The following is a 25216-nucleotide window of genomic DNA, read 5'->3' as shown; positions in this document are numbered from 1 at the left end:
TCAATCCGCTCGCATCCCGTAGGGGTGCTCGACTAGCGTCCGGCTGTGTCCCGCACCGTGACAGTGGTCCTGGTCGACGCCGCCGGCCGGCCGCTCGGCGCGCTGCCTCCGTTCGACGTGCCGGACCCGTGGTGGCAGCAGGTCGCCTCCGTCGTCGACGGCGCCCGCCACCGGCACGGCGTCGACGTGGCCGTGCTGCGGCTGCTCGACGCCGACCGCCCGCACCCACCCGGCGGCCACGTCCGCTACCTGGCCCAGCTCACCGAGGCCTCGGCCGTCGCCGCCGCGGCGCCCGTCATGCCCCTGGCACCGGTCGCGGTGGACCTCGCACCGCACCCACTGCGCCAGCCGTGGGCGCAGCCCGGCGGCCCGGCCCGCAGCGTGGCCTGGGCCACCGACGAGCTGCGCCGCCTCGGCCGCCCGGTGACCGCGGTGGCGCAGCAGCGCACCTGGAACCTCTCCGCGATCTGGCGCCTGGAAACCCCACAGGGCCCGGCTTGGTTGAAAGAACTCCCCCCATTCGCCCACCACGAACCCACCGTCCTGACCTGGCTGACCAACCTCCCGCTCCCCACCTCCCTCGTCTCCCCGGTCGATCAAGGAATTGGTGTCTCCGCCGATCTCTCTGGCGACGCGAACTCCTTGATCAACGACGCCGGGGTCGGGCCGGGGGTGCTGGCGGTGGGTGGGGAGGGGCGGGTGCTGGTCGAGCACGTGGTGGGGGAGGACCGGTACGGGGCCGGGGAAGTGGAGCGGGCGGGCATCGCGGCGGCGCACCATGCGGTGCAGGTGCGCGCCGTGGGGGCGGTGGACCGGCTGGTGGCGGCGGGGGTCCCCGACCTTCGCGGGGCACGGCTGGGTGGGTGGATCCGGAGGTGGCTGGCCGGGCACGACGTGTCGGTCGCCGCGGGGCTGCTCGACGGGCTCGACGAGCGGCTGCGGCGGGTCCGCGACTGCGGGCTGCCCGACACGCTCGTGCACGGCGACCTGCACCCCGGCAACGTGCGCGGCGACGACACCCGGTACGTGGTCATCGACTGGGCGGACGCGTTCGTCGGCCACCCCGCGTTCGACATCCTGCGGCTCACCGAGACGCTCGCCCCGGCGACCGTCGCCCGGCTGGTCGACGCGTGGGCCGACCGGTGGCGGGCCGACGCGCCCGGCTGCGATCCGCTCCGGGCGGTCGACCTGCTCCGGCCGGTCGCGCCGCTGCGGCTGGCCGCCGTGTACGCGATGTTCCTCGCCGGCATCGAGCCGAGCGAGCACCGCTACCACGCACACGACGTGCCGGTCGCGCTGGCGCAGGCCGCCGCCGAGGCGCGACGCTAGGCCCGGCGCACCGGGATCCACAACTCCGCGTCGGCGGTGCCGCCGCCCTCGGCGATCCGCACCCGGGAGATCTCCGGCCCCGGCCGCGTCTGGTACGGGTTGGACGGGAACCACAGGGTGAACACGTCTCGCCACAGGTGCTGCAACGCCTGCGGGAACGCGCCGGAGCTGCGGAAGACCGCCCAGTCCCCGGCCGCCACCGGCAGGCTGTCCAGATCATCCGGCACCGGCGCGCCGGTCACCACCGCGTGCCAGTAGTCCAGCTCGGTACCCTCCGCGCGGGACCCGGCCAGGTCGTCGCTGACGTTGACGACGCCGCGCGGCTCCTGGTCGGACAGCGCCCCGATCCGGCGTACGGTGGCCGGGTCCACACTCTTGACGAACGCCACGATGTGCGGGTTCATCCCCTCGTGGACCAGCGGCACCCGGGCCTTGCGGCCGGCGAGGTGGAACGCCTCCTTGGTCACGATCCGGTAGTCCATGCTGGTGCTCCCTTCGACGACGAGCCGGAAGGACATCCGGGGCTGGGACCGCAGCACCGCACCGGTACGCCGCGCCTGTGCCGGGCCGACGCCGTGCACGGCCCGGAACGCGCGGGCGAACGCCTCGTTCGAGCCGTACCCCCAGCGGACCGCCACGTCGAGCAGCGGCTCCCGGCCGGCGAGCACGTCGGCGCCGGCCAGCGTGAGCCGGCGACGACGCACGTACTCCGACAGCGGCACCCCGGCCAGCGCCGAGAAGAGCCGCCGGAAGTGGTGCTCCGACGTGCAGGCGACGCGGGCCAGCGCGGCCACGTCGAGCGGCTGGTCGAGCCGTTGCTCGAGGTGGTCCATGGCCTCGTTGAGCCGATCCAGCACCGGGTGCTCCTTCCTGGTTACGCGCTCGACGCTATGGTTCCGCCCCGCCCGTCGACCCGACCTCACCGGTCCCGTTCCGGTCGGCCGAGCCGCCGCTGGCGGGGGTGTCGCATCATGGCCTCGTGATCATGCGGAAGCGACACCACAAGAAGAAGAAGGACCGGGACTGGTGCGACTGTGACTGCGACCTGCTCGACTGCGACGGCCCGGGCTGCTGCGACCTGGGGCTCTTCTCGACGCTGCTCACCCTCGGCTCGGTGACCGCCGGCCTGGTGCGGACGCCGGCCGTGGACCGCGTCGGCCGGGCCGCCATCCTCGGCTACCGGCGGTGGCTGTCGCACCGCTGGCCGGGAACGTGCCGTTACACGCCGACGTGCAGCGCGTACGGGCTGGCCGCGGTGGAACGGCACGGCCTCGCGGTGGGTGGCCGGATGGCCGCCGACCGGGTCCGCCGGTGTCGCCCCGACGTGCCGCGCGGCACCCACGACCCGCTGCGCTGACCGTCGGCCGGCGCGCGGTCAGGGGACCGGTGTGGGGCCGCCGAAGACGACCGGGACGCCGGGTGAGTGCAGCACGCTCACCGGCGGCCCGTCCGGTGCCGGCAGGCCGGCGGCGGTGACCAGCTCGTCGTCCAGGTGCACCAGCTCGGCGCGGTGCAGCGGCCACTGCGGATGCCAGTTCGGCAGGTGCCGGGTGCGCCCGTACGCCCGGGTGTGCAGGCCCCACCGCGCGGTGAGGAAGTGTTCCAGCGGCGTCGGTTCGGTGATCGGCGCGCCGACCCGGACGGTCATCCGGCTGGTCGCGCCCGCCGGGCCGGGCCAGCGGCGGCGGCAGCGGTAGGTGAGCGTGTCGCCGGCCCGCTCCAGCCGCATCGCCGACCACTTGTAGGGCAGGCGCAGGGTGAGCTGGGCGACCAGCACCGGCACCAGCCGGGACGCGTCCAGGGAGCGGAACACGACCGCGCGCCGGCCGGCGCCGTCGACGGAGTAGAGCCGTACGTTGGTCTCCCAGAACGTGCCGAAGTAGGGCACGCCGGGGCCCCGGCCGAGCCCCAGCCCGACCATCCGGAAGCCGATCAGCCCGACGTAGGTGAGCCCGTCGAGCGTGTCGGGACGGGTGCCGGCGGGCAGCAGCGGCGCGACCCGCTCCGGTGGCGCCGCCCAGTGCAGGAACGTGAGATCGTGCCAGCGTTGCGCCAGCCAGGCCCGCCGGATGGCGCGTGCGGGTGCGTGCTCGACCGGCTCGATCTCCACCCGTCCATCCTGCCTCCCGGGCGGGACCAATGGTCACTCCGGCCGGTGGCAGACCGCCTCGACGTTGTTGCCGTCCGGGTCGCGGACGAACGCGCCGTAGTAGGCGGCGTGGTATTCCGGCCAGACCTTCGGCGCGTGCAGCACCTCGGCGCCGGCCGCCACCGCCGCGTCGTGGAACGCGTGCACGGCCGCCCGGTCGGGCGCGGTGAACGCGATGTGCACCGGCGCGGGGGCGGCGTCGGCCGGCGCGGGCTCGACCCAGAAGTCGGGCGTGTCGACGCCGTAGCCGATCGGCCCCGGCTCCATGATCCGCCGGCCGCCGAGCGGGGCGAGGACCGTGTCGTAGAAGGCGCCGCTGGCCCTCAGGTCGCGCACCGCTACCGAGAAGTGGTCGAGCACGTCGCCTCCCTGCGATCGTCGATGACCCCGCCAGGCTACGAGCCCACTACGACACTTCCCGGCTGATCGGGCGCCGCGCTTCCGCCCGCGGACCGGCCGGCGCGCCGCCGCCGGGCGGTGTCCACGCCGACCAGCAGGCCGGGAAGCGCGCCGACCAGCCAGATCACGCCCACCGGCCAGTGGATCAGCGCGCCCACCGCGCCCCGGATCCGCGGCTCGTCGCCGACCACGTAGGACGCCTCCGGGTCCGACGTGCGGCAGGTCAGCGTCCACGCCCCGGCCGCCGGCAGCCGGACCGAGGCGACCCAGGCGTAGCTGGCGGCGTCCGTGCCGTAGCCGCCGGGCGGCACGCGGACCGGTTCCGCCATCCGGACCGCCGCGCCGGCGCCGGTGAGCCGGCAGTCCGGGGCCGCCGGTGCGAAGCCCACCCCGAAGATCGCGTACGCGCCGGGCGTCGGCACCGTGACCCGCCCGGCCGTCGTCGCGGCGGGGCCCGTGCCGCCGTACTCCCGCGGGGGCTCCCCGACCGTGCTGCCCTCGGCGCCGAGCCGGACCGCGGACTGCGCCAGCAGCGCACCGAACACGACGGCGAGCGCGCCGACCAGGTAGCCGCGCCGCGACGGCGGCCGGTCCCGGCGGCTGAGACGTCCGCCGGCGGCGTACCCGGTCAGCGCGCCGACCACCGCGAACGCCAGGCCGCCGAGCAGCGCCCGCCCCCAGCGGGCCTCGCCGGTCAGCGGCACCACCCAGCGGAAGAACGCCAGCGACGCGCCCAGCAGCACGGCCGTGACCGCCACCGCGAGCGCGGGGCCGGCGACGCCGCGGCGGCGGGGCTGACCGGCCGCGATCACGGCGGCGAGCACCGGCGACGCCAGCACCGGCCACCACAGCGCGGCGGTGAGCGGCGGATCCTCCTCCCACCGGTGGGTCCACTCGAAGAAGAGCAGCGGGACCGGCACGGTCGCCAGCAGCCACGCCGCCAGGACACCCGGACCGGGCCGGCGCACGCTCATCCACCGATCCTCGCACGCGGTCCGTCGGACCCGGCCACGGTCGAGGCCGGATCACCCCTCGCCGGGGCGCACCAGCCCACTCTCGTACGCGATCACCACGAGCTGGGCGCGGTCGCGGGCGGGCAGCTTCTGGAGCAGCCGGCTCACGTAGGTGCGCGCGGTGTCCGGGCTGAGGAACAACGCCGCCCCGATCTCCGCGTTCGACCGACCGGCGCCGACCTGCGCCAACACGTCCCGCTCCCGGGCGGTGAGCCCGGCCAGCCGCGCCGGGTCGGCCACCGGCGAGCGGGCCGCCGCGGCGAGCACCCGACGGGTGACGGCGGGGGAGAGCAGCGCGTCCCCGCCGGCCACCACCCGCACCGCGTCCCGTAGCGCGTCCGGCGGGGTGTCCTTGAGCAGGAAACCGGCCGCCCCGGCGCGGATCGCCTCGAACAGGTACTCGTCGTCGTCGAACGTGGTCAGTACCACCACCTGCACGCCGGTCAACGCCGGGTCGGCCAGGATCCGCCGGGTCGCGGCCAGCCCGTCCCCACCCGGCATCCGCACGTCCATCAGCACCAGGTCGGGCCGCTGCTCCCGGACCACCGCGACTCCGCCGCCGCCGTCGCCGGCCTCGCCCACCACCACGATGTCCGGCGCGCGTTCCAGCAGCGCCCGCAGCCCGGTCCGTACCAGATGCTGGTCGTCCACCACGACCACGCGGACCGGGGTCACGCGGCGACCCGCGCGAGCGGCAGGTCCGCGTACACCCGGAAGCCGCCGGCCACGACGGCGCCCGCCGCGACCGTGCCACCGAGCAGCGCGACCCGCTCCGCCATGCCCCGCAACCCCTGGCCGGCGCGGCCCGGCGACCCGCCACGGCCGTCGTCGACCACCTCCACCGTCAACCGGCCCGGCGTCGCCCGCACCGCGACCGTGACCCGGCCGGCCCCGGCGTGGCGCACCACGTTCGTCAACGCCTCCTGCACCACCCGGTAGACCGTGCTGCCCACCACCGCCGGCAGCGCCGCCACCGGCCCGTCGATGCGCAGCTCCACCGCCAACCCACCGCGGCGGACGCCGTCGACGAGTGCCGGGAGCTGCGCGAACCCGGGCGTCGGCCGGTGCGGACCCGGCTCGCGGCGCAGCGTGCCCAGCGTCGCCCGCAGCTCCACCATGGCGCTGCCGCTCACCGCGTGGATCGCCGCCAGCGCGGTTTCCGCCTGCGCCGCCTCGTGGTCGGCGAGCGCCTCCCGCGCCACCGCCGACTGCAACGTGATCACCGACATGGCGTGGCCCAACGTGTCGTGCAGCTCGCGGGCGATGCGCAGCCGCTCCGCCTCCACCTGCCGGGCCGCCTCCCGGCGACGGTCCTCGGCCGCGGTGGCGGCCTGCCGGTCCAGCGCCGCCCGCAGCGACCGCCGGTTGCGCACCGCGTCCCCGAGCGCGATCACCGCCAGCATCAGCGCCGCCTCCGACCCCAACGCCGCCCCCACGACGACCGCGACGTCGTCGCCCTCGACCAGCCGGGCGGCCACCGACACCGCCAGCAGCCCGCCGGCCACCAGCGCGGCCGGCACCACCCGCCCCCGTTCCGCGACCCGGTAGAGCACCGCGGCGGCCGGCGCGGCCACCCCGAGCGGCGGCAGGTCCAGCGCGTAGTACCCGAGGATGCCGACCGCGGTGGCCAGCAGCGCCGGCAGCGGCCACCGCCGCGCGCACCACACCAGCCCGGCGAACCCGACCCCGAACGCGCCGGCCAGCGCCGCCGCGCCGGCCGGGGTCGCCTCCGTCGCCACGGCCACCACGACCAGGCCGAGCGTGGCCGCCGCGAGCAGCGCGTCGGCGCGGGTCAGCGAGAAGTCCGGCACGGCCCGAGCCTAGGTCCGCGCGGCCCCGGGCGCTGCCGCCCACAGGCGTCACTGACAACCCCCGGTTGTACGCCGAGAGGCGACAACCGCGCACGCCGCTGCGCGGACGACGGCCGACGATCGCCGCCGTAGCGTCGGCAGCGTCCCCTTTCGATGAGGAGAAACCATCGTGTCCCGCACCAAACTGACGTGGCTCGCGCTGATCGTGATGGTCTGGGCGGCGATGATGTCGTTCGGCGGCGTCGCCGCCGAGACCGTCATGCTCTACCCGAACATCTTCAACGACCCGCCCGCCTCGCTCGACCGCGCCCGCGCGTTCCTGATCGACGGCGGCCCGCACGACTACTTCCCGCCGCTGGGCGCGACAGTGGTGCTGAGCAGCCTCGCCGCGACGCTGCTCACCTGGCGCGACCGCCGGCTGCGCTGGTGGGTGGCGGGTGCCACCGTCGTCTTCCTCGGCTGCGAGTTCCTGTTCTCCGCGGTGTTCTTCTGGCCGCGCAACGAAATCATGTTCGTGGACCCGCCGGGGACGCACTCGCCGGAATACCTGCGGCAGGTGGCCTCGGAGTTCGTCGCCGGCCACTGGGTGCGGTTCGCGGGTGGGGCGGTGACGGCCGGGTTGGCGTTCGTCGCGCTGCTGCGGTTCGTCCGCTCGACCGCGTCGGCGCGTCAACGCGGCTGACCTGCGGCGTCGGCGGCATCGGGGCGACGGCATCCGGGAGATCGAGGTCAAGTACCGGGTCGCGGAGCCCGACGCCCTGATCCGGGCGCTGGCCGCCAGGGGAGTCGCCTTCTCGGCAGCATCACGCCAGGACGACCAGGCCTACGCTGCCAACGACTGGGACTACGGGCAGAGCAAACAGGGCAGAACCTTCGCCCGGCTGCGCACCCAGGACGGTCGGCATCTGTTCTGCGTCAAGACACCGCTCGACAACGAGCTGGCCTGCCAGGAACACGAAACCGAGGTGCTCGGCCGCAGCGAGATGCACGCGGCGATCCTGGCGATGGGCTTCCACCCGACGGTACGGATCGCGAAGAACCGTCGCACCGCCCGACTCGGTGACATGGTGCTCTGCCTCGACGAGGTGGACGGGCTCGGTGCCTTCTTCGAGATCGAGGCGATGGTCGGTGACGGTCGGCCGGCGCCGCAGGTGCAGGCGGAGCTGGATGGGTTCGCCCGCTCGCTGGGGGTCGAGCTGGAACGCAGCACGGCACAACCTACGACTCGCTGATCAGGGCGGCGTCGGCGGTCGTGGTCTGAGGGGTTGACGCCTCGGGAAGAAGCCGCCGCACCTCGGCGAGCAATGCGGCAGCGACCTGGTCCGGGGGCTGCTCTCCCACGTCGTGCAGGTGCAGCCGGAAGCCGGCCCCAGTCTTCGACACCATCCCGTACCAGCGGATGCGCGTATCGGCCATGCCTAAGCGATGCTCGGCACGATTGATTTCGTGCGGACATCGAACAACGGCGCGTCGTGCCGGGTGGGTCTGAGCCGCCCGGCCATCTGCCATCCCCAGGAGTCGTACGCATGCTGGGCGGCAGCGTTGTCCGGCCGGACGAGCAACGTGGCGCGTTCTTCTCGACGGTCGCTCAGCAGCTCGTCGTGCAGGGCGCGCGCGATCCCCCGGCGCTGCCAGGCGCGTCGCACCAGCAACTCGGCGACGCCGAACGTCCGGCGACCGTTCTCCTCCGTGAAGCCGTCCGGCACCGGCCCTTCGATCCCCTCCCACCACCGGGTGTCCGCGTCCAGCGGGAACCCGTAGATGTACCCCACCAACCCGTCACCGATCGACGCCGTCACCACCGTCCATCCCTGGCGGGGCATGTGCGCCGCGAGCTGCTGCTCGTACCGCTCGGCCGTGTAGCGCGGTCCGTCGTCGGCGTGTGCGTCGAGATACACGTCCACGAGATGGCCCAGCATGCGCTCTGCCTGTATGGCCGTGTGGTGGCGTAGCCGCAGGTTCTCCACCATCAGGCCATCGTCCCTTCGTAGACGTCGATGAACTGGCGGGCTTCCGGCACCGCGCGGTGCGCGTCGAGGCTGGACCGCACCTCGGCGAGCACGCGTAGCGTCCGCCCTGAACGCACGGCCTGAAGCTCAGGCAGCACTGCCAACGCGGCGCGGGCCGCGCCGGGCACATCACCCTGCCGTCCCGAAGCGCGGGCGAGCTGTGCCGTGGAGTAGACCCGGTTGCGCCGGTACGCATCGGCCGGGCTGGCGGTGATCGCCCGAAAACAGGACGCGGCCCGTTCCGGCCGGTCGAGGGCAAGATATGAGAGCCCGGTGATGGCCGTGACCTCGTGCTCGGTCACGAACGAGATGAAGGGCAGGTCGTCCTCGTGGCTGCCCCCTTCGAATGCCCGGCGTGCGTTGGTCATCTCCCGCTCGAATCCGAACGTGTCCCGGAGGATGGCGTGGGCGTGAGCAGAACGAAGGTGAAGCAGAGTGGTCAGGCGCGGTGTGGTCCAGCCGGCGGCCGTTCGCAATGCCGCCTCGGCGCAGTGCAACGCTTCGACCGGCCGGTCCTCGCGGAGCAGCAGGGACATGCAGGCAAGGGCACGCACCTCGACACGGGCATCGTCGGCGATGCGCGCCCGCGCGATGGCCTCGTTCAGGTAGGGCCTCGCCTCGGCGCGGCGGTCCGCGTCGATGGCTAACCAGGCTGCCTGGATCGCCAGATGCGCCAGCGCGCTTTGCAGCGCCTCGCCCACCGACCGGCTGTAATCGGCGTGCTCTGCCCAGGCGGACAGTCGCTGGTGTACCTGCATGGCGATGTCGCAGAGCGCGTCCGCGCCCACGGCGGCATCCGCGGAGCGGAACTGGTCCACGAGCGAGGCCGCGTACCGCACCTGTTCCATGCCGAGGCTCGGCGGTGGCTCGGTGCTCACCGTCAGCAGGTCAAGGCCGGTGCTGGCCTGGATGCCGGCCAGCGCGGCCAGCGCGTGGAATTGACGGCGTTTCGTAGGACCACCTTCTTCGACGCATGCGCCGGACACCAGTGTGGGTGCCGGCTGGCCGGGTAGAGCGAACCAGAGACGTGTCGGCGGGATTCCCAGCATCGAGGCCCAGTGCGCCAGCCGGTCCAGGTGCACCAGCGCCGGTCCGTTCTCGATCCGGCTCAACTGGGCCTGCGTGATCCCCAGCCATCCCGAGACGACGCTCTGCGGCAGCGGATTCCGACCGTGGTACGGGTGGTGCCGGTACGCGCGGATGACCGTCCCCAGGTGCCGCGACGTGAGCGCCTGCCGCACCGGCTCGTGTTCCCAGAACGACTCCGGCACCACCGGCGGCGCGCTCAGTCGGTCCCGCTCGGCCGCCTGGCACGGCGCGCACCGGCCGCTGTCGTTGTCGCGCGCCAGGCGTCCGCCGCAGCGGGGACAGTTCGCGTGTGTCACCGGCAACCTCGCTTGTCGCGGGTAGCTGCGTCCGAAATCGAGCCTAACCATTCAAACCGTTCCGCGGCGTGCCGGTATGCATGCCACGCATACCGATGACCCGCACCGACGGTGACGCGATCCGTCACCGGCTGCATACCCCACGTGTATGGCTTTGAGGATCAACACGGAATGCCACCACCGGCTGCCAAGGGCCAGATTCGGTGCACGGCCCGGGGCGGGTGCTGGCTCCGGCGGTGCCGCGCCACCCGATCGCGGCTCATCCGCCGCTCCCGCCCGCCCCGGCGTCGCTCCACGAACCCCCGACCCCGGAGGCGCCCACCGATGTCCACCCCGCTCACCGCTCCAGACCCGGCGCACGTGCGCGTCCAGGTGCCCGAAAGTCGGCCCCCGGGCCGCCGCGGGCGCACCTCGCACCCGCGTCGTCCGGAACACGCCAGAGAGCACGCCGGCGCGGGACAGCTCCCGTGACCGACGAGGCCCTCAGGTTCTGGGCGGCGGTGGAGGCTCGCTGTCCGGGGTTACTGCCGGAGCGGGACGCGGCGCTGCTGCACGCCTCCCTGCTGCGCCTGCTGAACGGTGGCGGTGACGACCGGGCCGCGCGGCTGGCGTTGCTGCGGGTGCTGGGTGGCGCGTACCGGAGTCTGGGGTGGCGGCCCTGGCACGCGGCGGCGATCGGCGGCGCGCTGCTGGCCGCGCCGGGCGTGCGGTGGTGGCGGGCGTGGCGGCTGGTCGAGCGGACCGCGGCCCGGCTGGGCGACGGGCCGGCCTGGTGGCCGGTCGAGGTGGTCGACCACGACCGCGCCGCCGAGGGCGTCGCGACAATGACGGTACGACCGTGGCGGCGGCTGCCCCACCGACCCGGTCAGGCGGTCCCGGTGTGCACGCCCCGCCACCCGGGACGGTGGCGGTGGCTGTCCCCGGCCAACGCGCCCCGCCCGGACGGCACCGTCGAGTTCCACGTACGCGCCGTCGGGTCCGTCTCCAGCAGCCTGGTCCATCGGGTACGCGTCGGCGAGCCGCTCCACCTCGGCGCGCCGGCCGACTCCGGGCTGGAGCTGGCCGACGGGGACGACGATCTGCTGCTGGTGGCCGGCGGCACCGGCCTGGCGCCGCTGCGCGCCCTGGTGGAGCACGTTGCCGCCACACCGGCCGGCCGGCGGGTGACGCTGATCGTCGGCGCGCGCACGTTCGCCGACGTGTACGACGCGATCGCGTTGGACAAGCTGCAACAGGCCCAGGACTGGCTGACCATCGTGCCGGCGTTCTCCGACGACCCGGAGGCCGAGCCGGGTGAGCAGGGCACCGCGATCGGCCTGGCGATCCACCATCACCGGCCCGGCCAGCACGTGTACGCGTGCGGGCCGCCCGCCATGCTCGCCGCCGCCCGCCGCTGGCTGCCCATCGCCGGCGTCCCCGCCGACCGCCTGCACCTGCCGACGCTCGGGCAGCGGTGACCACCGGCCACGCATGGTGAACGTCGGGAATTGACGTGCCGAAAGTGCAGTCCGCAATTGGCAGTCGGAAAGAATCGACGCTGGAAATTCCACGTGGGCGGCGGCGGAAATATCGGCATGGCGACAGGGTGTGCCGGTCGCGACCCCTGGTGATCAGGGAAGATGCCTTCCTATTCTGGTTGGACGGAGGGATTCATCAATGTCCAGCGGGGGTGTGGAATGGCGTTTCCGCGTGCGTACCGAATGGGTCTGGCCGCTCTCCTCGGCGGTTTCCTGATCATTTTAGGGGTGCCCGCGCCGGGGATGGCGGCGGCGAAGCGCGAGATGACCGACTACCTGGCGGCGCATCCGGGTGGGGTGCCGGTGAGCGCCAACGAGATCAGCTACGGCGACGGCGCGGTGCTGGTCACGCTGCGCGCACCCGTCGGCACCTACGCGCTGGCCGACTGCCCGTGGGGCTGGTACTGCTTCTACGACCGGCCCAACTTCGGCTATCCCCGGGGCAAGCTCTCCGACTGTGGTCGGCAGAACCTCGCGACCTGGCAGTGGCAGTTCCGGGTGGCGTCCGCGCACTACAACCTGTCCAGCGGATCGGTCACGTTCTACTACAACAGCACCGCGCTGTTCAGCGTCGGCGCCGGCAACCGGGTTCGTGCCGACGCCGCGCCCTACCGTGACTGGGCCAACTACGTCAACCGTCCCTGTTAGACGGCTTCGGGTCGGCGCAGGGCTTGTCGAGGATGGAGTTGACGCGCCCGCTGTCCAGGAACAGGTAGGACGCGAGCGTCTCGTTGCCGGCACCGATCTTCTCGTGGCTGAGCAGCCGGCCGGTCTTTTCGTCGAACTGGAGCGTCTCCTGTTGGCCCTCACCGTTCTGCGCGCTGATCGCGTACCCGTCCCGGCCGGCGCGGTCGGGGTAGCTGCCACTGTCGATGATGCCCTCGGTCCCGGCGAGCAGCCGCAGCAGCGCCACCCGCTGCGGCACCGAGAGCGGCCAGAACCGGTACATCTCAGCGACCACTTCCAGCAGACCGGCCGCGTTCCGCAGCTCCGGTGGCCGGCCGGCCAGCAGGCTGGCGACCTGCGCGCGTAGCTCGACCAGATCGGCCGACGGTGCCGGCGGCACGTCGGTCAGGTCGCTCGGGCCGAGCGGGGAGACCTTCGCCCGGGACCGCCGGCCGTTGTCGGCGGCCTGGACGGTGCGCCGGCCGGTGCCCTCCCGGGTCCACCAGAGCCGCTCCTCCCGGAACCGTTCCGGCTTGTCCGAGTGCGGCCTGAGGTCGTCAGGTGACCACACCCGCAGGCAGATGTGGGCGTACCGTCCCCGGCTCGGCGGCTCCTGCCGCTGCGCCACCCGGGCGGCGATCCGGTCGAGCTGCACGCCCGGGCCGACCGGCGTGCGCGCACGGTCGTCGTCGCGGCTGGTCGGCGGCGTCTCGGTCCGGTTGGACGGTGCGACCGGTGGCTGGATGCGCCGGTCCGACCTGCCTTCCGCCGCCATCAACGGCAGGAGGCTGGTGCCGAGCACGACGAGGGTCACCGGGACCATGAACCGACGCCGGCCACCGTTGCCGGCCGGGTCGGCCGGTGGCCGCCTGACGCGTGCGCGCCACCGCCCGCCGGTCCGGTCCGCCAGGACATTCCGGCTGCGCGCACGGGGCACTCGTCCGGTGTGGCCCGGGTCGACGGCGGGGACCGCGTTACGGGGTTGAGCCGGCTTGGCTCGGTGCCCCGGGGTGCCCGGATCGGGCCCCTCGCCGGGAAGCAGGTACCAGGCGGGCGCGTTGACCCGGGGCCGGGACGTGTCGGGCGGCCGGGGCGACGGCACACCGGACGCCGGCGTCGTCGCCTTCCGGTGGTGCTCCTCGCGATGCGCCTCCACGAGGTGCGCGGCCAGTCGGAAGCACCATTGGGCGGCGTCCGTCCGCACGTTGTCGTAGGTGGTGGCGGCGAGCGCGTGAGCGGCCAGCGACAGCCGGTGCGGCGTGCGCCACTCCGGGCGCCAGTTGCCGTGCTCGGCGTACGCCATCCCGGCCTCGTGATGGAGCCGTACGACGTCGGCCAGCGCACGCGGCAGTTGGCTCGGCGGCGACTGGTCCGGCCGGACCAGGTAGCGCAGGAGCGGCTCGGCCTGCCGGGTCGGCAGGCCGAGCGGCCACGCCCCGTCCGGGCCGGGCCGCGGTGCCACCCACCGCAGGACCATGGACATCAGCAGGGCGCTCGGGTCGCGGGTCAGTGGCGCCCAACTCTCGTACGACTCCAGGTCGATCATGCAGAACGTGCTCGGGCGGGGGGTGCCGTCGACGGTCGCCGGGATCAGCAGGTTCCCGCCGTGCAGGTCACCGTGGCTCCGACCCCGCAGGTAGCGGATCGGGAGGTCGCCGAAGAGCCCGCCCGGTTCGGCCAGCCGAAGCGGGTTGGGCAGCAACCTGCCGTCGATGTCCAGCCAGTCCCCGGCCAGATCGCCGAGCCCGAGCTGGTCGGCGGCCGGGCGGACCGCCTCCAGTGACCTCGCCACCGTCAACTCCCGACGGACGTACCCGCGCACCGTGGTGGAGGCGGTCGACGGCCCGCCCCTGCCGGTCGGCGGGTTCCAGGCCGTCAGCAGGGCGGTGAGCACCTTCCGGTACGCCGTGACGAGGAGGTCGTCGTCCTCGATCTCGTCCAGGGCGACCACCGGGTCACCGCCGTTGGCGACGTCCTGGAAGGACAGGTGACGGCCGTCGGGCAGCCGGTGCCAGCCGTGGTGCTCCTTGACCATGTGCCGCTTGGCGAAGCCGCCTCCCTCCGCCTTCGCCAGGGCGTGCCGGCCGGACTCGGGTGATCCGTTCCCACCCGCCGGGTGCACCTTGACCAGCTTCTTGTGATCCTTGGTGAGCCCCGGGCCGGTGGGGCTCACCAAACTGATGGTGAACAGGTACGCGCCGGTGTATCCACGGAGGGGTTCGTCCTGCGGCAGCACCACCGCGGTGCCGCCCTGGCCGGCCGCCCACTCCGGCAGTGCCGCCAGCACGAGCGGGTCCTGCCGGAGCCACGCCGGTGTGGCATCGAGACCTTCGTCCATCGGGGTCGTTGAGCTCTCTGGTGATGAGGGATGTGGTCGGAACTTTGAGTGCCGGCTCAAGGTACAGGAAATCTGACGAAGTGTTCGCTAACTCACGGCTCAGTACGAAACCGTACTTATCGGTAGTTCAATGATCACGTTATGATGTGATCAAAAAGCGCACGGTGACATCTAGCAAGGTGGATGTACGATCGGCTCGGCGGACCGGGAGGTTGACGTGACGGACCGGACTGATTCCCTGCTCAGGCGTCAGGTCGACCCGACCATGATGTCGCTGCTGCGGGCCATGTCCGTCTGCCACTCCCGCGCCCAACGCCTCGACGCGCTACGGACATCGGTCTCCGTCGTGATCGCCGGCGCCGGTGCGACGGTCGCGTTCACCGGCGTGTCGGCCACCGCCGTCACCGCGCTCGGCGCGCTCTGGGCCGTGGTCAACGCGCTCGGGCTCGCCTCCTGGTCACGCGGGCAGCTCCGGCGGGCCGCCACCATCCAGGAGATGTTCGACGTCGACCTGTTCCGCCTGCGCTGGAACGAGGTCGCGGCCGGTGACCGGGTCGCCGCGCACGAGATCAGCCGACTCGACCGCGCGTTCCGGGGCACCGAGCGCTACCTGCGCGACTACTACGAGATCCCGGAACTGCCCGCGCCCTACGACGTCCTCGCCTGCCAGCAGCAGAGCCTCGGCTGGGGCGCCCGGCTGCGCCGCCGCTACGCGTACACCGTGCTCGTCGCGGTGGCGACCTGGGCGGTGATCGGCGTCGGCTACGGAGTGCTCGCCGGCCTGACCGTGGCACACCTGCTGCTCGCCTGGTTCGTGCCGTCGCTCGGCGCGCTGCTGCTCGGCGTCGAGATCTACCGGGGGCAGCGCGAGATCGCGGTCGAACGCGACCGGGCCATGACCATCGTCGAGGGTCACATCGCCTCGGCCGTCCGCGACCCGGCCGCTGACGCCGGTGACCTGCTCACCGTGGCCCGCCAGGTGCAGGATCTGCTCTTCCACACCCGCTGCACCCAGCCCCGCGTGCCGAACTGGTTCTTCCGGCGGTTCCACGCCGCGGACCGGGTCGACTTCCAGTCCACGATGGCCGGTCTCGGCCAGGCGCTGCACACACCGTCGCCGGCGGCGCGGCTCGACGGGTGAGCACGCCGTCACGCGGGGCCGCACAGTGCCCCCGACGTCGGTACCCTCCCCGGATGCCGCACACCGAAGACCCGCTGGCCGGGTTCACGCCGGCCCGGGCGTACACCAAGGATGTCGTCGCCGACGCGCCCGCCGCCCCCGGCGTGCACCTGGTGCTCGACGGCGGTGTGGTCGCCTACGTCGGCCACACCGGCAACCTGCGCGCCCGGCTGCGACAGCACCTCACCGGCAACCGCGACTCGTCGGTGCTGCACGACCAGGTCGGCCAGCTCCTCGACACACCGGGCCGCGCCGCGACCCGCGACGACATCGCCGGGTGGCTGGGGCGGTGCGAGGTCCGCTGGCAGGAGACCGACAACCCCGAGGGTACGAAGGAAGCGCTGGTGCTGGCGCTGCGTCCCCGCTTCAACCGTCGGGTGCCACGCTCTCGCTGATGTTGGAGATTCACTTCAGTTCGCGAAACTCGAAGGCGTCACCGATTTCACTCTGGCTATTCTGAGTGCTCGACTCGTGACTCTGAGGAGTTGATGATGGTTGGTCGATGGGAAGCGGAACCTGCTGCCACGTTCGCCCGTCGCCTCGGACGATCCGCCGCCGAACTGGGCGAGAGCGGCGGCACGACCACCTGCCCCGACATCTGGGAACTCTCCAACGGTGACGTGGCAGTCATCGGCCGCGACCTCACCACCGCCTACGACGGGCGTCTGCCGGAGGGCGTCAGCGTCGGTCCTGACGAGCGACTGGTCGTCATTCCGCGCAGCATGATCCGGGCCGCCAAGCCGGACATCCCGGATGCGTGACCTGCTGCGGACGGCGTCCGCTCAACGGATGAGCCTCCCCGAGTACGAGGCCGACTTCTACGCCACGGTGGAGACCGTGGACGGGGTGATCCTGAAGACCGAACGGGCCCAGACGTTCCGTGAGCCGGGCAGCCCCAGTTGGGAGGCGTTCGCAGCCGGTCGATGGGATGAAGCGCTGCGGATCGCCGCCCAGCCGAATCCCGACCTGGCTCAGTTCTTCGCCCGCCTCGGCGGACAGGGCTCTGGTCTGCACCGCCTGCGGATCGTGGAGCTTCCTCTCACGCCGTACCTGATCTGGGAGCTGAACTTCCTCCGCTTCCGCGCCGAGGCGGGGGAGCAGATCCGCGTGCTCGACGCGGATGCCGTTACAGAGTCGGAGCAGGAGCACGGCCGGGTTCCCGAGCTGATGGTGGCCGGCAGCCGGGCCGTCTACGACGTCCGGTACGACGAGACGGGGCTTCCGGTCGGCGCGGCCAAGGTCGTCGAACCCCGAGTCGTCGAGGGCTGCAAGTCCCAGATTCTGGCGATGCTCGATCAGGCCGAGCCGTTCGAGTCGTTCTTCCGTCGGGAGGTCGACGGCCGAAAACCCTCCACCGCCCACCTGTAGTAGCCTGCCCGCACCAGCGACCGTGGAGGCAGGCGTGCCCCGACTGCGGATGGTCACCGGCCTGGCCCGTCGATCGGCGGCGCCAACCGCGCTGCTGCTCGCGGTGCTCGCCGTTCTCGCCGCCGTGCTCCTCACGCCGATTGGCCTGCTCTGGATCGGTGACCGTCCCGGCTACGACTGGCCGCTGCTCGGCAACGTCGGCCAGGCCTATGGTGCCGCCTCCGCCATCCTCGCCGCGCTTGCGCTGATCGGCGTGGTCGCCTCCTTGATCGTGCAGGCGCGGGAGGCCAAGGCGGCGCGCGAGCAGACGCTTCGCGCCCTCCACACGGACCTGCTCAAGATGGCCATCGACGACCCCGGGCTGCTGGAGTGCTGGGGCCCGATCGAGGAGTCGACGGATCTGCGCTGGTTCCGCAAGCACGTCTACAGCAATCTGATCGTCACCCACTGGCAGCTCATGTGGGAGGTCGACGCGCTCAGCGAACCCCACCTGGAGGTGCTGGCCGACCAGTTCTTCAAGGGCACCGCCGGGCGGCGCTTCTGGGCGGAGGCGAGGGGCCCGCGCATGAAGGCCGAGACGTCGCGTCGGGCCCGCCGCTTCACTCTGGTCATGGACCGGCGCTACCAGATGGCCGTCGCGACGGGCCCGGCAGCCGACGCGGCGCGTGCCGTGCCGGAGCCGAGCGAGCCGGAGCCGCACCGTCCCGCTGTCTACCTCGTGAGAGGTGCCGTACTCGGCGGGGGAGCGGTATTCGCCGCTCACTACCTGCTGCGGCGGCTCACCGCTCGTCGGGGTTCGCGGTAGCGGGGCGGGCCGCGCGCAGCGCGTCGACCACGGCCGCCCACCGGCTCGGCGTCATCTCGTCCGGTGACCGCAGCACGTCCCCGTCGTGCACCACCACCCCCGCCTCCCGCAACCGCCGCAGGTTCGGCTCATAGGCGGGATGCGCCGACAGCGCGGCGTTGACCCGGGGGAAGACGTGGATCGGCAGCCCGGTGCCGAGCAACTCGTTGAGGATGCCCAGCGCCAACGTGTCGCTCGCGCCGGCCGCCCACTTGTTCAGCGTGTTGAACGTGGCCGGCACGACCGCGGCGGCGTCGGCGGGCGGGTGCGGCTCGGGGTCACCGGGGCGGCGCCACTCGACGCGTACCGGATGACCGGTCTGCGCGGCGAGCGCGTCGCGGTCGAGCCAGCTCCCCGCGACCGGGGTGGCGATCAGGCAGACCCGCCAACCGTCGGCGGCCAGCAGGTCGGCGAGTTCGCCGATCCGTTGGGCCGGGGGAGCGGCGCAGACGACGAGGTGGAGCACCGGCGCGTCACTCATGGCCGCAAGTCTTACCCGGAAACGGCCCCGCCCGAGCACCGTTGCGGCGCTCGGGCGGGTCGTCGTCGCGGGCGTCAGGAGGACGCGCCGCCCTTCTGGGTCACCCCGTTCACCGTGAGCGTGTACGGGGCGTACTGCTGGACCTGCTCGGTGGGCTCGTCGTAGGCGACCACGGCGACCACCTTCGGGAAGAGTGCGAGCAGCGCGAGCTGCGCCCGGTTGAGCGTCAGGCTCGACTTTCCGTCGAACTCGAACTGCCAGGCCAGCGAGTGCTTCTCGTCCAGGCCGATGAGCCGCACGTTCCAGTTGTGCACGGCGATCGGCTTGATCTCGGTGGGCGAGTCGAACGCGGCGAGGCTGCTGCCGTCGCTGACCGTGGTGCCGCCGAGCGTGATGTCGTCGACGAGCAGGCCGCCCTCGTTGACGCCGCCGTCGCTGACGTAGCGGAAGCCGAGCAGGATGTTCTTGCCGGCGTACGCGGACAGGTCGAAGCTGTGCGGCTCGAAGCCGTCGGTGGTGCCGTTGAGCGCCGGGCCGAGCGGGCCGTCGGTGGTCCGGTCGCCGGCGACCGCCGTGTAGGTGGCGCCGCCGTCGGTGGAGACGACCACGTAGCCGTAGTCGAAGCCGACCTCCGCGCCGTACTTGGCGAGGAAGCGCAGCGTCGGGTCGGCGGTCGGCACGGTGACCGGGGTGACCGCGGCGGCGTCGGTGTTGTCGGCGTTGCCGGAGAACAGCACCGGGTTGCCGGCGCGGTCCGGGTCGGTGGTGACGACGGTCCAGGCCAGCGGCAGCGACGGCAGCGTCTTCGCGCCCTGGAACGACAGCGACCGCAGGTCACGGCCGCGCAGCAGGGTGCCGTCGGCCTTCGCCAGCGGGACGTAGTCGGCGCCGTTGGGCGCCGCGCCGGGCGTGGCGTACGCGGCCGGGTTGGCCAGGTTGACGGTGGAGCGGAGGCTCTTCGTGGTCACCCGGCTCTTCGGTACGCCGAGCATGATGCCGGTCCGCGACTCCCCGACGATCTTGTCGACCAGCGTCATGGTCTGGTAGTCGTGGATCACCTGGTACATGTTCTTCGCGCCCTCGGCCTTGAGCGCCGCGTCCAGGCTGGCCAGCCCCTGGAGGTCGGCGTCGTTGTGCAGCCGGTGCACGATGTCGTTGCCGTAGCGGTCGTACAGGAACTGGATGAACGCGTACGCGTTGCCGTAGTCGGCGAGCACCGCGTTCGGGTTCGGGCTCTCGCCCCACAGGTTCAGCGAGTTCTCCGGGCCGCCGCAGTCGCGCGGGTTCGCGTTGTACGGCGTCTGCACCGTGCCGAAGCCCTGCTGGCAGTAGAGGTGGCTGTCCGCGCCCCGGTCGAAGACGGTGGCCTTCGTGTCCACGTACCCGGTGAGCGTCTGCGCGAAGTCGGACAGGCCCTCGTTCATCCAGGTCGTCTCGAACGGGTCGCTGTAGTAGTGCGCCAGGTGCTGCCACTCGTGGGCGAACGTGCCCTCGTAGCTGAACGGGCGGGCCGGACGGCTGGTGCACAGGTCGCCGGTCGGCTCGTCCGGCGGGTTCGCGCCGGTGCGGTGCAGCCAGTCGAACGCGTCGACGGTCATCACGTTGCGGTCGAACAGCTCGTTGAGCTGCGCCGAGAAGAAGCCGGCGATGTAGGTCGGCGCGGCCGGGAACTCGTAGTAGTTGTCGTCCCGGACGTTGTCGATCAGGGTGACCGTCTTGTTGCCGCCGCCGGTGTAGTCGCCGCCGTTGCCCTGGGCGTCCGGGCCGAGCAACGCGTTGCTGCCGTCGCGGTCCGGCGGCCGGCTGAACGCCACCGTCTCCTTCGGGTACATGTTCGTGTCGAACTCGTGCACGAAGCTCTGCACCTGCGCGTCGGTGATCTGCGTCGACGTGGGGATCTGGTTGCGGCAGTCGTCGGCCGGGAACGAGATGTCGTTGGCGACCCACACCTCGACGTTGTCGCCGACGCCGCGCAGCGTGTAGTCCTTGCGGTAGTAGCTGCCCTGGAAGTCGTCCATGCCGAGCCACTGCCGGACGGTGCCGACCTGCGGGGTCGGGCCCGCCGCCGGGGCGGCCGAGCGGGCCTGGGCGCGCTTCTGGTAGCGGGCCGGGGTCTTGACCGGCTTGCCGTCGAGCGTGAAGTCCTTGCGGGTCAGCTCGCGGGTGTCGTCGGTGGCCGGCTTGGCCTTGCCGGGTACGGCCTGGGCGGGTGCGGCCTGGGCGGGCGCGGCCGACGCGGCCGTCGCGGGCAGGACGCCGAGGAACGGTAGGACGAGTGCGATGGCTGCGGTACCGGCGATCCGGCTGCGTGCCATTGGCCCCCCTTGTCGGGTGTGCGGAATCCGGCCGACGGGGGTCACCGTCGCATGCGCCGGAGAGACATTCACCGTCGTTCGTACGCCACACTGTTGCCTTTGGCAACCAGTTGAACGTGTTAAGAAGGGGCCCCGCCGCTGCCGAATCCGTTAAGAAGGGGCCGCGCCTTGCAGGTCGTCGAGAGTGTGCTGCGTGATGTGCGCGAGGGGAGCCACCGGGGCGTGGTCGTCGACTCGCCGCCCGGGGCGGGGAAGTCCACGCTGGTGGTCCGCGCGGCCGACGAACTGGCCGTCACCGGGGACCCGCTGATGATCGTGGCGCAGACCAACGAGCAGGTGGACGATCTCATCGACCGGCTCGCCCGCCGGGCGCCCGAGCTGCGGATCGGTCGGCTCTCCGCAGCCGACTACCGGCCCAGCGAGCGGGTGACGGGCCACGGGACGGTCCGGGTCGCGGCGAAGGTCGCCGACCTCGGCGGCCCGGCCGTCACCATCGGTACGGCGGCCAAGTGGGCCACCGTGCCCGAGGGTTCCTGGCCGTGGGCGATCGTGGACGAGGCGTACCAGATGCGGGCGGACGCGCTGCTGCGCGTGGCCGGGCGGTTCGAGCGGGCGCTGTTCGTCGGCGACCCCGGGCAGCTCGACCCGTTCTCCGCCGTCGAGACGACCCGTTGGACCGGCCTGACCTGGGATCCGATGCAGTCGGCGGTGGCCACGCTGCTGCGGCACAACCCGGAGCTGCCGGTGCACCGGCTGCCGGTGTCGTGGCGGCTGCCCGCTTCCGCCGCGCCGGTGGTGTCCGCCGCGTTCTACCCGTTCACCGGGTTCCGCGCCGGCACCGGCCCGGCCGACCGGGCGTTGGCGTTCACCGAGGCCGGTCCGGGCGACGGCTACGACGCCTCGGTCGAGCTGGCCGCCGCGACCGGGTGGGCGTTGCACGAGCTGCCGGCGCGGCACACCGTGCGTACCGATGCCGAGGCCGCCGCGGCCTGCGCGGAGCTGGCGCTGCGGGTGTTGCGGCGCGGCGCGGTAGCGGTCAGCGAGGCGGCGCCCGGCGGCGCGCCGGTGACCGCGGACCGGATCGCCGTCGGGGCCGCGCACCGTGACCAGGCCGCGGCCATCCGGGCCCGGCTGGGCGCGGCCGGCGCGGGCATCACGGTGGACACCGCCAACCGGCTCCAGGGCCGGGAGTACGACGTGACGATCGTGCTGCACCCGCTCTCCGGCCGGCGCGACGCGACCGCGTTCCACCTGGAGTCGGGGCGGCTCTGCGTGCTGGCGTCCCGGCACCGGCACGCCTGCGTGGTGGTGGCCCGGGCCGGCATCGGCGAGCTGCTCGACGCGTACCCGTCGACCGAGCGGGTGCACCTGGACGTGCCGGTGAAGTTCCCGGACGGGTGGGAGGCCAACCAGACCGTGCTCACCCACCTCGACGCGCACCGGGCCTGAAACACCGGCGGGGGTGGTCCGTTCGGATCTTCCGGCGGGGGCGGGCGGTGGGCACGATGTCCGGATGCATCCTCACGACCCGTACCAGCCGGACCCGTACCAGCAGCAGCAGCCGCCGTACGCCGCGTACTACCCGCCGCAGCCGGAGGAGGACGGGATCGACTGGACGACGGTCCTCTGGGTCGCGGTGCCGGCGCTGCTGGTGATCCTCTGCTGTGCCGGGTGCGTGGTCTCGGGGTTCGCCGGGGCGTTCATGGAGGGCTTCCAGGAGGGCTACTCGTCGTCGTAGCCGGCGGACCGCACCTCGACGCGCGCGGCTGGCGGTGGTGCGTTAGACAGGGGTCATGACCTTGAGCGTGCTGGCCTGGCTGGGCGGGGCCCTGGTGGCGGTGGCTGCCGGGTTCCTCGCCACGGTGCTGCCCCGGCGCCGCGAGCGTGACCGGGGCCGGCGGGTCGCCTGGTCGTCGGCACGGGCGGCGATCCACGACGCCACCGTCAGCCGGGACGCGACCACCACGCCGGTGCCCGAGGCGGACCGGTTGCTGGCCCGCGCCGAGTTGCTCGCCGCCGCGCGCGGCGGCGGCGCGGACGCGGCCCGGGAGGCGACCGCGCACGCGCGTCGCGCCGACGAGCTGTGGCGGGCCGGCCGATGAGGGTACGCCGGGAGCTGCTGCGCTGGTCGCTGCTGGCCGTGGCGGCGGCCGTGCTGGCGGTGTTCCTGGTGGCGCAGCGGCAGAGCGTCGACGTCAGCTACGGGCGTTCGCCGTCGTCCGCCTCGCTGCCCGGGGAGGGGGCCGCGGGTGAGCTGAGCGACGCGACGGTGCCCTCGGTGGCGGAGATGACCGCGCTTGTCGCGGCCGATCCGGTGGTGCGCCTGCCCGGCGCGACCGCGCGCTGGGACACCGCCCGGGTCCGGGCCGCCATCGGCGGTGACGACACCCGCATCCTGGTCGCCCCGCCGGGGTTGGACGAGGCGGAACGCCGACGGGTCAAGGACGTCGAGAACGCCGCGATCCGGATCGTCGGCACCGAGGTCAGCGGCGGGCTCTACGTGGCCACGGCGGACGACCTGCCGGGCTGGCGGGCGCAGTTCGCCACCGGCGACGTCACCGGGCAGGTGCTCGCGCTGCTCGCCGGGCTCCGCAAGCAGCCGTCCCCGCCGGACCGGGACGACCTGCGCCGGCGTGAGCCGACCGCCGCCGAGCTGGCCCCGGTGACCGCCGCGCTGCGGGCCACCGGCCGGTATGTCGGGGCCGGCGCCACGCTGCCCCGGCTGCCGGAGCGGACCGCCGAGGACGCGTTCCCGGGCGGGGCCTGGTTCGTGGTGCTGCCGGCCCAGCCGTACGGGGCGCCGCTGCCGGCGTACGGGCCGGCGCTGCACCGGCTCGCCCCGGACCGGCCGGTGGTGGTGATGTACGGCGGCTGGATCGAGTACCACGGCCCGGGCGCGGCGGACTTCGCCGAGGTGGCCGCCGCCAGCTTCTACGCGCAGTACGGGGGCCGGCTCAGCCGCTACGACTATCCGCAGCTCAACGTGCTCGGCGCGTACCTGGCCCGGGTCACCGACGTGCGGTACGCGGGGCTGTTCGACAGGCCGCTGCCGTACCGGCCGTTCGACCCGCTGCGGGTGGCGCTGCCGGCGCTGCCGTGGCTCTTCGCCGGCTGCGTGGCCGGGTTCGTGGTGCTGTCGATCCGGACCGTGCGCGGCGCCGGTCGGGGCCGGCCGGACGACGTCGGGCCGGGCGGCACGCCGGCGCGGCTGGCCGGGCTCTCCGCGCTGGCCGTGGAGCTGTCCCTGCTCACCGGCGCCGCAAGCGACCCGGCGCTGGTGCGGGGCATCGGCCGGCTGCGTGCCGCCCGGTACGCGCTCGACGACGGGCTGCCCGACCGGCACGTACGCGGGTTCCTGGCGGACGCGGCGGCCGAACTGGACGGCGTGGCCCGGGCGGTGCGGATGCCCGGCTACCGGCCGGACGTCTACCTGCGCGGGAGGCTGTCGTGAAGGACACCGCGCGCCGGCTGCCGGGCCGGCTGGTCGGCACCGCGTTCGGTCGGGCGGTGCTGGCCTGCCTGGTGCTGGCCGGCTGGGCGCTGTGGACCGGCGGCCTGTTCGACGGCCCGGCCGCCCGGCAGGTACGCGCCTCGTCGGTCTACGCGGCGCCCGGCGTGGACCTGGACCGGGCCGCCGCCGAACGGGTCATCGGCAACCGCCGGCTGGTGGTGCTGATGATGCGGCCCGGCAGCGACCTGGCCGAGGTGTGCGACGACACCGAACGGGCCACGCAGGGCACGCTGGTGCTGGCGATGAGCCGCGACGGCGACGACTGGGACACGTACGGCTGCTCCCGCCTCGGTGGCGACGGCCCGCGCGACGTCGGGCGGTCCATCGTGGTGGAGAGCGTGATCGGCCAGGGCGCGGACGCGTTCGTGGACCGGCCGGTCGAGGCGCTGAAGGTGATCGTGCTCAACTACGACCGGCTGGTCCGCACCGGCCTGGTGCCGGACGGCGCCCGGACCATCAGCCCGTCGCTGCCCCGCTATTTGCTGGCCGGCGGCGCGCTCGGCGGCGTGGTGGCCGGCGCGGCGGTGCTCTGGTTCGGTGGCCGGCGGGCGGGCCGGTTGGCCGACGCGCGGCGGGCCGGGCGGGACGCGCGCGCCGACGAGCGGGCCGCGCTGGGCGCCGCCACCGCCGTGCTCGCCCAGCAGATCATCGACCTGGACCGGGCCGGCGGGCCGGGCGGGTCGGCGTACCGGCGGCTGGCCGGCGACTACGTCGGGCTGCTCGACGAGGTGTCCGGAGCGGAGCCGGGGGATCCGGTGGGTCGGCTGCGGGAGCGGGTGGCGGAGTTGAGCCGGCGGGCGGCGGAGCTGGCGGACGAGGTTCCGGAGGCGGCGGCCGGTGGGACATCGGCGCACGCGACCTCCGGGTCGGCGCGGACGCGCGGACGGGGCCGGCGGTGACC

Annotated in this window: 28 protein-coding genes; 16 read left to right on the top strand and 12 right to left on the bottom strand. The window is 73.5% G+C overall.

All coding sequences use genetic code 11. The features are described 5' to 3' along the window. Nucleotides 1-45 precede the first annotated feature (45 nt). Nucleotides 46-1329, top strand: coding sequence for a phosphotransferase family protein (locus tag VKK44_RS23040; protein WP_343443300.1), 1284 nt, complete (start codon nt 46-48; stop codon nt 1327-1329). On the opposite strand, the gene VKK44_RS23035 is transcribed toward VKK44_RS23040, so the two are convergent. After that, nucleotides 1326-2186, bottom strand: coding sequence for an AraC family transcriptional regulator (locus VKK44_RS23035; RefSeq protein ID WP_343443299.1), 861 nt, complete (start codon nt 2184-2186; stop codon nt 1326-1328). The genes VKK44_RS23040 and VKK44_RS23035 overlap by 4 nt on opposite strands. 128 nt (nt 2187-2314) lie before the next feature. On the opposite strand from VKK44_RS23035, the gene yidD reads away from it, so the two are divergent. After that, nucleotides 2315-2686 (top strand): membrane protein insertion efficiency factor YidD, encoded by a 372-nt coding sequence (gene yidD / locus VKK44_RS23030; protein WP_343443298.1) that lies wholly within the window; start codon nt 2315-2317, stop codon nt 2684-2686. Between the two features lie 18 nt (nt 2687-2704). Here yidD and VKK44_RS23025 read toward each other — a convergent pair whose 3' ends face one another. Genes VKK44_RS23025 through VKK44_RS23005 form a run of 5 tightly spaced genes read right to left on the bottom strand, consistent with a single transcriptional unit; the run spans nt 2705 to nt 6701 of the window. Further along, nucleotides 2705-3439 (bottom strand): YqjF family protein, encoded by a 735-nt coding sequence (locus VKK44_RS23025; RefSeq protein ID WP_343443297.1) that lies wholly within the window; start codon nt 3437-3439, stop codon nt 2705-2707. Nucleotides 3440-3472: 33 nt separating this feature from the next. Further along, the gene (locus tag VKK44_RS23020; protein WP_343443296.1) at nt 3473-3838 is read right to left on the bottom strand and encodes a VOC family protein; all 366 of its coding nucleotides are present in this window, start codon (nt 3836-3838) and stop codon (nt 3473-3475) included. Between the two features lie 35 nt (nt 3839-3873). Next, nucleotides 3874-4851 carry a hypothetical protein gene (locus VKK44_RS23015; RefSeq protein ID WP_343443295.1) on the bottom strand — a complete coding sequence of 326 codons (978 nt, stop codon included), beginning with the start codon at nt 4849-4851 and terminating at the stop codon, nt 3874-3876. Between the two features lie 51 nt (nt 4852-4902). Further along, nucleotides 4903-5565, bottom strand: a complete 663-nt coding sequence (locus VKK44_RS23010; protein WP_343443294.1) for a response regulator transcription factor — start codon at nt 5563-5565, stop codon at nt 4903-4905. Further along, on the bottom strand, nt 5562-6701 hold the full coding sequence (locus tag VKK44_RS23005) for a sensor histidine kinase (protein WP_343443293.1): 1140 nt from the start codon (nt 6699-6701) through the stop codon (nt 5562-5564). Before VKK44_RS23005 ends, VKK44_RS23010 begins: the two co-directional genes overlap by 4 nt. Nucleotides 6702-6870: 169 nt before the next feature. Here VKK44_RS23005 and VKK44_RS23000 point away from each other — a divergent pair, with 169 nt between their 5' ends. Both VKK44_RS23000 and VKK44_RS22995 read left to right on the top strand, forming a co-directional pair. After that, the gene (locus VKK44_RS23000; protein WP_343443292.1) at nt 6871-7383 is read left to right on the top strand and encodes a DUF1772 domain-containing protein; all 513 of its coding nucleotides are present in this window, start codon (nt 6871-6873) and stop codon (nt 7381-7383) included. Nucleotide 7384: 1 nt separating this feature from the next. Further along, the gene (locus VKK44_RS22995; protein ID WP_343447867.1) at nt 7385-7933 is read left to right on the top strand and encodes a class IV adenylate cyclase; all 549 of its coding nucleotides are present in this window, start codon (nt 7385-7387) and stop codon (nt 7931-7933) included. On the opposite strand, the gene VKK44_RS22990 is transcribed toward VKK44_RS22995, so the two are convergent. Genes VKK44_RS22990 through VKK44_RS22980 form a run of 3 tightly spaced genes read right to left on the bottom strand, consistent with a single transcriptional unit; the run spans nt 7920 to nt 10095 of the window. Beyond that, nucleotides 7920-8117, bottom strand: a complete 198-nt coding sequence (locus VKK44_RS22990; RefSeq protein WP_343443291.1) for a hypothetical protein — start codon at nt 8115-8117, stop codon at nt 7920-7922. The two genes, VKK44_RS22995 and VKK44_RS22990, sit on opposite strands and share 14 nt — an antisense overlap. A gap of 2 nt (nt 8118-8119) precedes the next feature. After that, the gene (locus tag VKK44_RS22985; protein WP_343443290.1) at nt 8120-8620 is read right to left on the bottom strand and encodes a GNAT family N-acetyltransferase; all 501 of its coding nucleotides are present in this window, start codon (nt 8618-8620) and stop codon (nt 8120-8122) included. A gap of 50 nt (nt 8621-8670) precedes the next feature. After that, nucleotides 8671-10095 carry a helix-turn-helix domain-containing protein gene (locus VKK44_RS22980; RefSeq protein ID WP_343443289.1) on the bottom strand — a complete coding sequence of 475 codons (1425 nt, stop codon included), beginning with the start codon at nt 10093-10095 and terminating at the stop codon, nt 8671-8673. Nucleotides 10096-10562: 467 nt separating this feature from the next. On the opposite strand from VKK44_RS22980, the gene VKK44_RS22975 reads away from it, so the two are divergent. Beyond that, nucleotides 10563-11552: a ferredoxin reductase domain-containing protein gene (locus VKK44_RS22975; protein WP_343443288.1), complete on the top strand. Its 990-nt coding sequence runs from the start codon at nt 10563-10565 to the stop codon at nt 11550-11552. A gap of 219 nt (nt 11553-11771) precedes the next feature. Further along, complete coding sequence (locus VKK44_RS22970; RefSeq protein WP_343443287.1) at nt 11772-12260, top strand: hypothetical protein; 489 nt, start codon at nt 11772-11774, stop codon at nt 12258-12260. Here VKK44_RS22970 and VKK44_RS22965 read toward each other — a convergent pair. After that, entirely contained in the window at nt 12244-14616 is a 2373-nt protein-coding gene (locus VKK44_RS22965) for a hypothetical protein (RefSeq protein WP_343443286.1), read from the bottom strand. The two genes, VKK44_RS22970 and VKK44_RS22965, sit on opposite strands and share 17 nt — an antisense overlap. Nucleotides 14617-14833: 217 nt before the next feature. On the opposite strand from VKK44_RS22965, the gene VKK44_RS22960 reads away from it, so the two are divergent. The 5 genes from VKK44_RS22960 to VKK44_RS22940 all read left to right on the top strand — a co-directional run bounded on the left by VKK44_RS22960 (nt 14834) and on the right by VKK44_RS22940 (nt 17969). Beyond that, nucleotides 14834-15757 (top strand): S-4TM family putative pore-forming effector, encoded by a 924-nt coding sequence (locus VKK44_RS22960; protein WP_343443285.1) that lies wholly within the window; start codon nt 14834-14836, stop codon nt 15755-15757. A 53-nt stretch (nt 15758-15810) separates the two neighbouring features. Continuing rightward, nucleotides 15811-16191 (top strand): GIY-YIG nuclease family protein, encoded by a 381-nt coding sequence (locus VKK44_RS22955; protein ID WP_343443284.1) that lies wholly within the window; start codon nt 15811-15813, stop codon nt 16189-16191. Between the two features lie 90 nt (nt 16192-16281). Continuing rightward, nucleotides 16282-16557 carry a hypothetical protein gene (locus VKK44_RS22950; RefSeq protein WP_458351557.1) on the top strand — a complete coding sequence of 92 codons (276 nt, stop codon included), beginning with the start codon at nt 16282-16284 and terminating at the stop codon, nt 16555-16557. A 28-nt stretch (nt 16558-16585) separates the two neighbouring features. Continuing rightward, on the top strand, nt 16586-17164 hold the full coding sequence (locus VKK44_RS22945; RefSeq protein ID WP_343443283.1) for a DUF6879 family protein: 579 nt from the start codon (nt 16586-16588) through the stop codon (nt 17162-17164). Between the two features lie 34 nt (nt 17165-17198). Further along, nucleotides 17199-17969, top strand: coding sequence for a DUF6082 family protein (locus tag VKK44_RS22940; RefSeq protein ID WP_343443282.1), 771 nt, complete (start codon nt 17199-17201; stop codon nt 17967-17969). Here VKK44_RS22940 and VKK44_RS22935 read toward each other — a convergent pair. Together VKK44_RS22935 and VKK44_RS22930 are read right to left on the bottom strand one after the other, a co-directional pair. Then, complete coding sequence (locus tag VKK44_RS22935; RefSeq protein ID WP_343443281.1) at nt 17944-18489, bottom strand: flavoprotein; 546 nt, start codon at nt 18487-18489, stop codon at nt 17944-17946. The two genes, VKK44_RS22940 and VKK44_RS22935, sit on opposite strands and share 26 nt — an antisense overlap. A gap of 74 nt (nt 18490-18563) precedes the next feature. Then, complete coding sequence (locus VKK44_RS22930) at nt 18564-20804, bottom strand: choice-of-anchor J domain-containing protein (protein ID WP_343443280.1); 2241 nt, start codon at nt 20802-20804, stop codon at nt 18564-18566. 168 nt (nt 20805-20972) lie between these two features. Between VKK44_RS22930 and VKK44_RS22925 the strand changes: the two genes are divergently transcribed. From VKK44_RS22925 to VKK44_RS22905, 5 genes are all read left to right on the top strand, one after another. Then, nucleotides 20973-22253, top strand: a complete 1281-nt coding sequence (locus VKK44_RS22925; protein WP_343443279.1) for an AAA family ATPase — start codon at nt 20973-20975, stop codon at nt 22251-22253. Between the two features lie 64 nt (nt 22254-22317). Next, nucleotides 22318-22542 (top strand): hypothetical protein, encoded by a 225-nt coding sequence (locus VKK44_RS22920; RefSeq protein ID WP_343443278.1) that lies wholly within the window; start codon nt 22318-22320, stop codon nt 22540-22542. A gap of 55 nt (nt 22543-22597) precedes the next feature. Next, on the top strand, nt 22598-22906 hold the full coding sequence (locus VKK44_RS22915) for a DUF6403 family protein (RefSeq protein ID WP_343443277.1): 309 nt from the start codon (nt 22598-22600) through the stop codon (nt 22904-22906). Next, nucleotides 22903-24255 carry a hypothetical protein gene (locus VKK44_RS22910; RefSeq protein WP_343443276.1) on the top strand — a complete coding sequence of 451 codons (1353 nt, stop codon included), beginning with the start codon at nt 22903-22905 and terminating at the stop codon, nt 24253-24255. The genes VKK44_RS22915 and VKK44_RS22910 overlap by 4 nt, the downstream gene beginning before the upstream one ends. Continuing rightward, complete coding sequence (locus VKK44_RS22905) at nt 24252-25214, top strand: hypothetical protein (protein ID WP_343443275.1); 963 nt, start codon at nt 24252-24254, stop codon at nt 25212-25214. Before VKK44_RS22910 ends, VKK44_RS22905 begins: the two co-directional genes overlap by 4 nt. The last annotated feature ends 2 nt before the right edge of the window (nt 25215-25216 follow it).

It is taken from the genome of Micromonospora sp. DSM 45708 (genome assembly GCF_039566955.1).
GTDB lineage: Bacteria > Actinomycetota > Actinomycetes > Mycobacteriales > Micromonosporaceae > Micromonospora.
This window is presented reverse-complemented; position numbering and strand designations above follow the sequence as displayed.

Excerpts from the sequence above, each read along its gene's own strand:
- VKK44_RS22965 (WP_343443286.1), bottom strand. The coding sequence starts at position 14,616 with ATGGACGAAGGTCTCGATGCCACACCGGCGTGGCTCCGGCAGGACCCG.
- VKK44_RS22930 (WP_343443280.1), bottom strand. The coding sequence starts at position 20,804 with ATGGCACGCAGCCGGATCGCCGGTACCGCAGCCATCGCACTCGTCCTA.
- yidD (WP_343443298.1), top strand. The coding sequence starts at position 2,315 with ATGCGGAAGCGACACCACAAGAAGAAGAAGGACCGGGACTGGTGCGAC.
- VKK44_RS22990 (WP_343443291.1), bottom strand. The coding sequence starts at position 8,117 with ATGGCCGATACGCGCATCCGCTGGTACGGGATGGTGTCGAAGACTGGG.
- VKK44_RS22910 (WP_343443276.1), top strand. The coding sequence starts at position 22,903 with ATGAGGGTACGCCGGGAGCTGCTGCGCTGGTCGCTGCTGGCCGTGGCG.
- VKK44_RS22920 (WP_343443278.1), top strand. The coding sequence starts at position 22,318 with ATGCATCCTCACGACCCGTACCAGCCGGACCCGTACCAGCAGCAGCAG.
- VKK44_RS23015 (WP_343443295.1), bottom strand. The coding sequence starts at position 4,851 with ATGAGCGTGCGCCGGCCCGGTCCGGGTGTCCTGGCGGCGTGGCTGCTG.
- VKK44_RS22985 (WP_343443290.1), bottom strand. The coding sequence starts at position 8,620 with ATGCTGGGCCATCTCGTGGACGTGTATCTCGACGCACACGCCGACGAC.
- VKK44_RS22915 (WP_343443277.1), top strand. The coding sequence starts at position 22,598 with ATGACCTTGAGCGTGCTGGCCTGGCTGGGCGGGGCCCTGGTGGCGGTG.
- VKK44_RS22935 (WP_343443281.1), bottom strand. The coding sequence starts at position 18,489 with ATGAGTGACGCGCCGGTGCTCCACCTCGTCGTCTGCGCCGCTCCCCCG.
- VKK44_RS22970 (WP_343443287.1), top strand. The coding sequence starts at position 11,772 with ATGGCGTTTCCGCGTGCGTACCGAATGGGTCTGGCCGCTCTCCTCGGC.
- VKK44_RS22945 (WP_343443283.1), top strand. The coding sequence starts at position 16,586 with ATGAGCCTCCCCGAGTACGAGGCCGACTTCTACGCCACGGTGGAGACC.
- VKK44_RS22955 (WP_343443284.1), top strand. The coding sequence starts at position 15,811 with ATGCCGCACACCGAAGACCCGCTGGCCGGGTTCACGCCGGCCCGGGCG.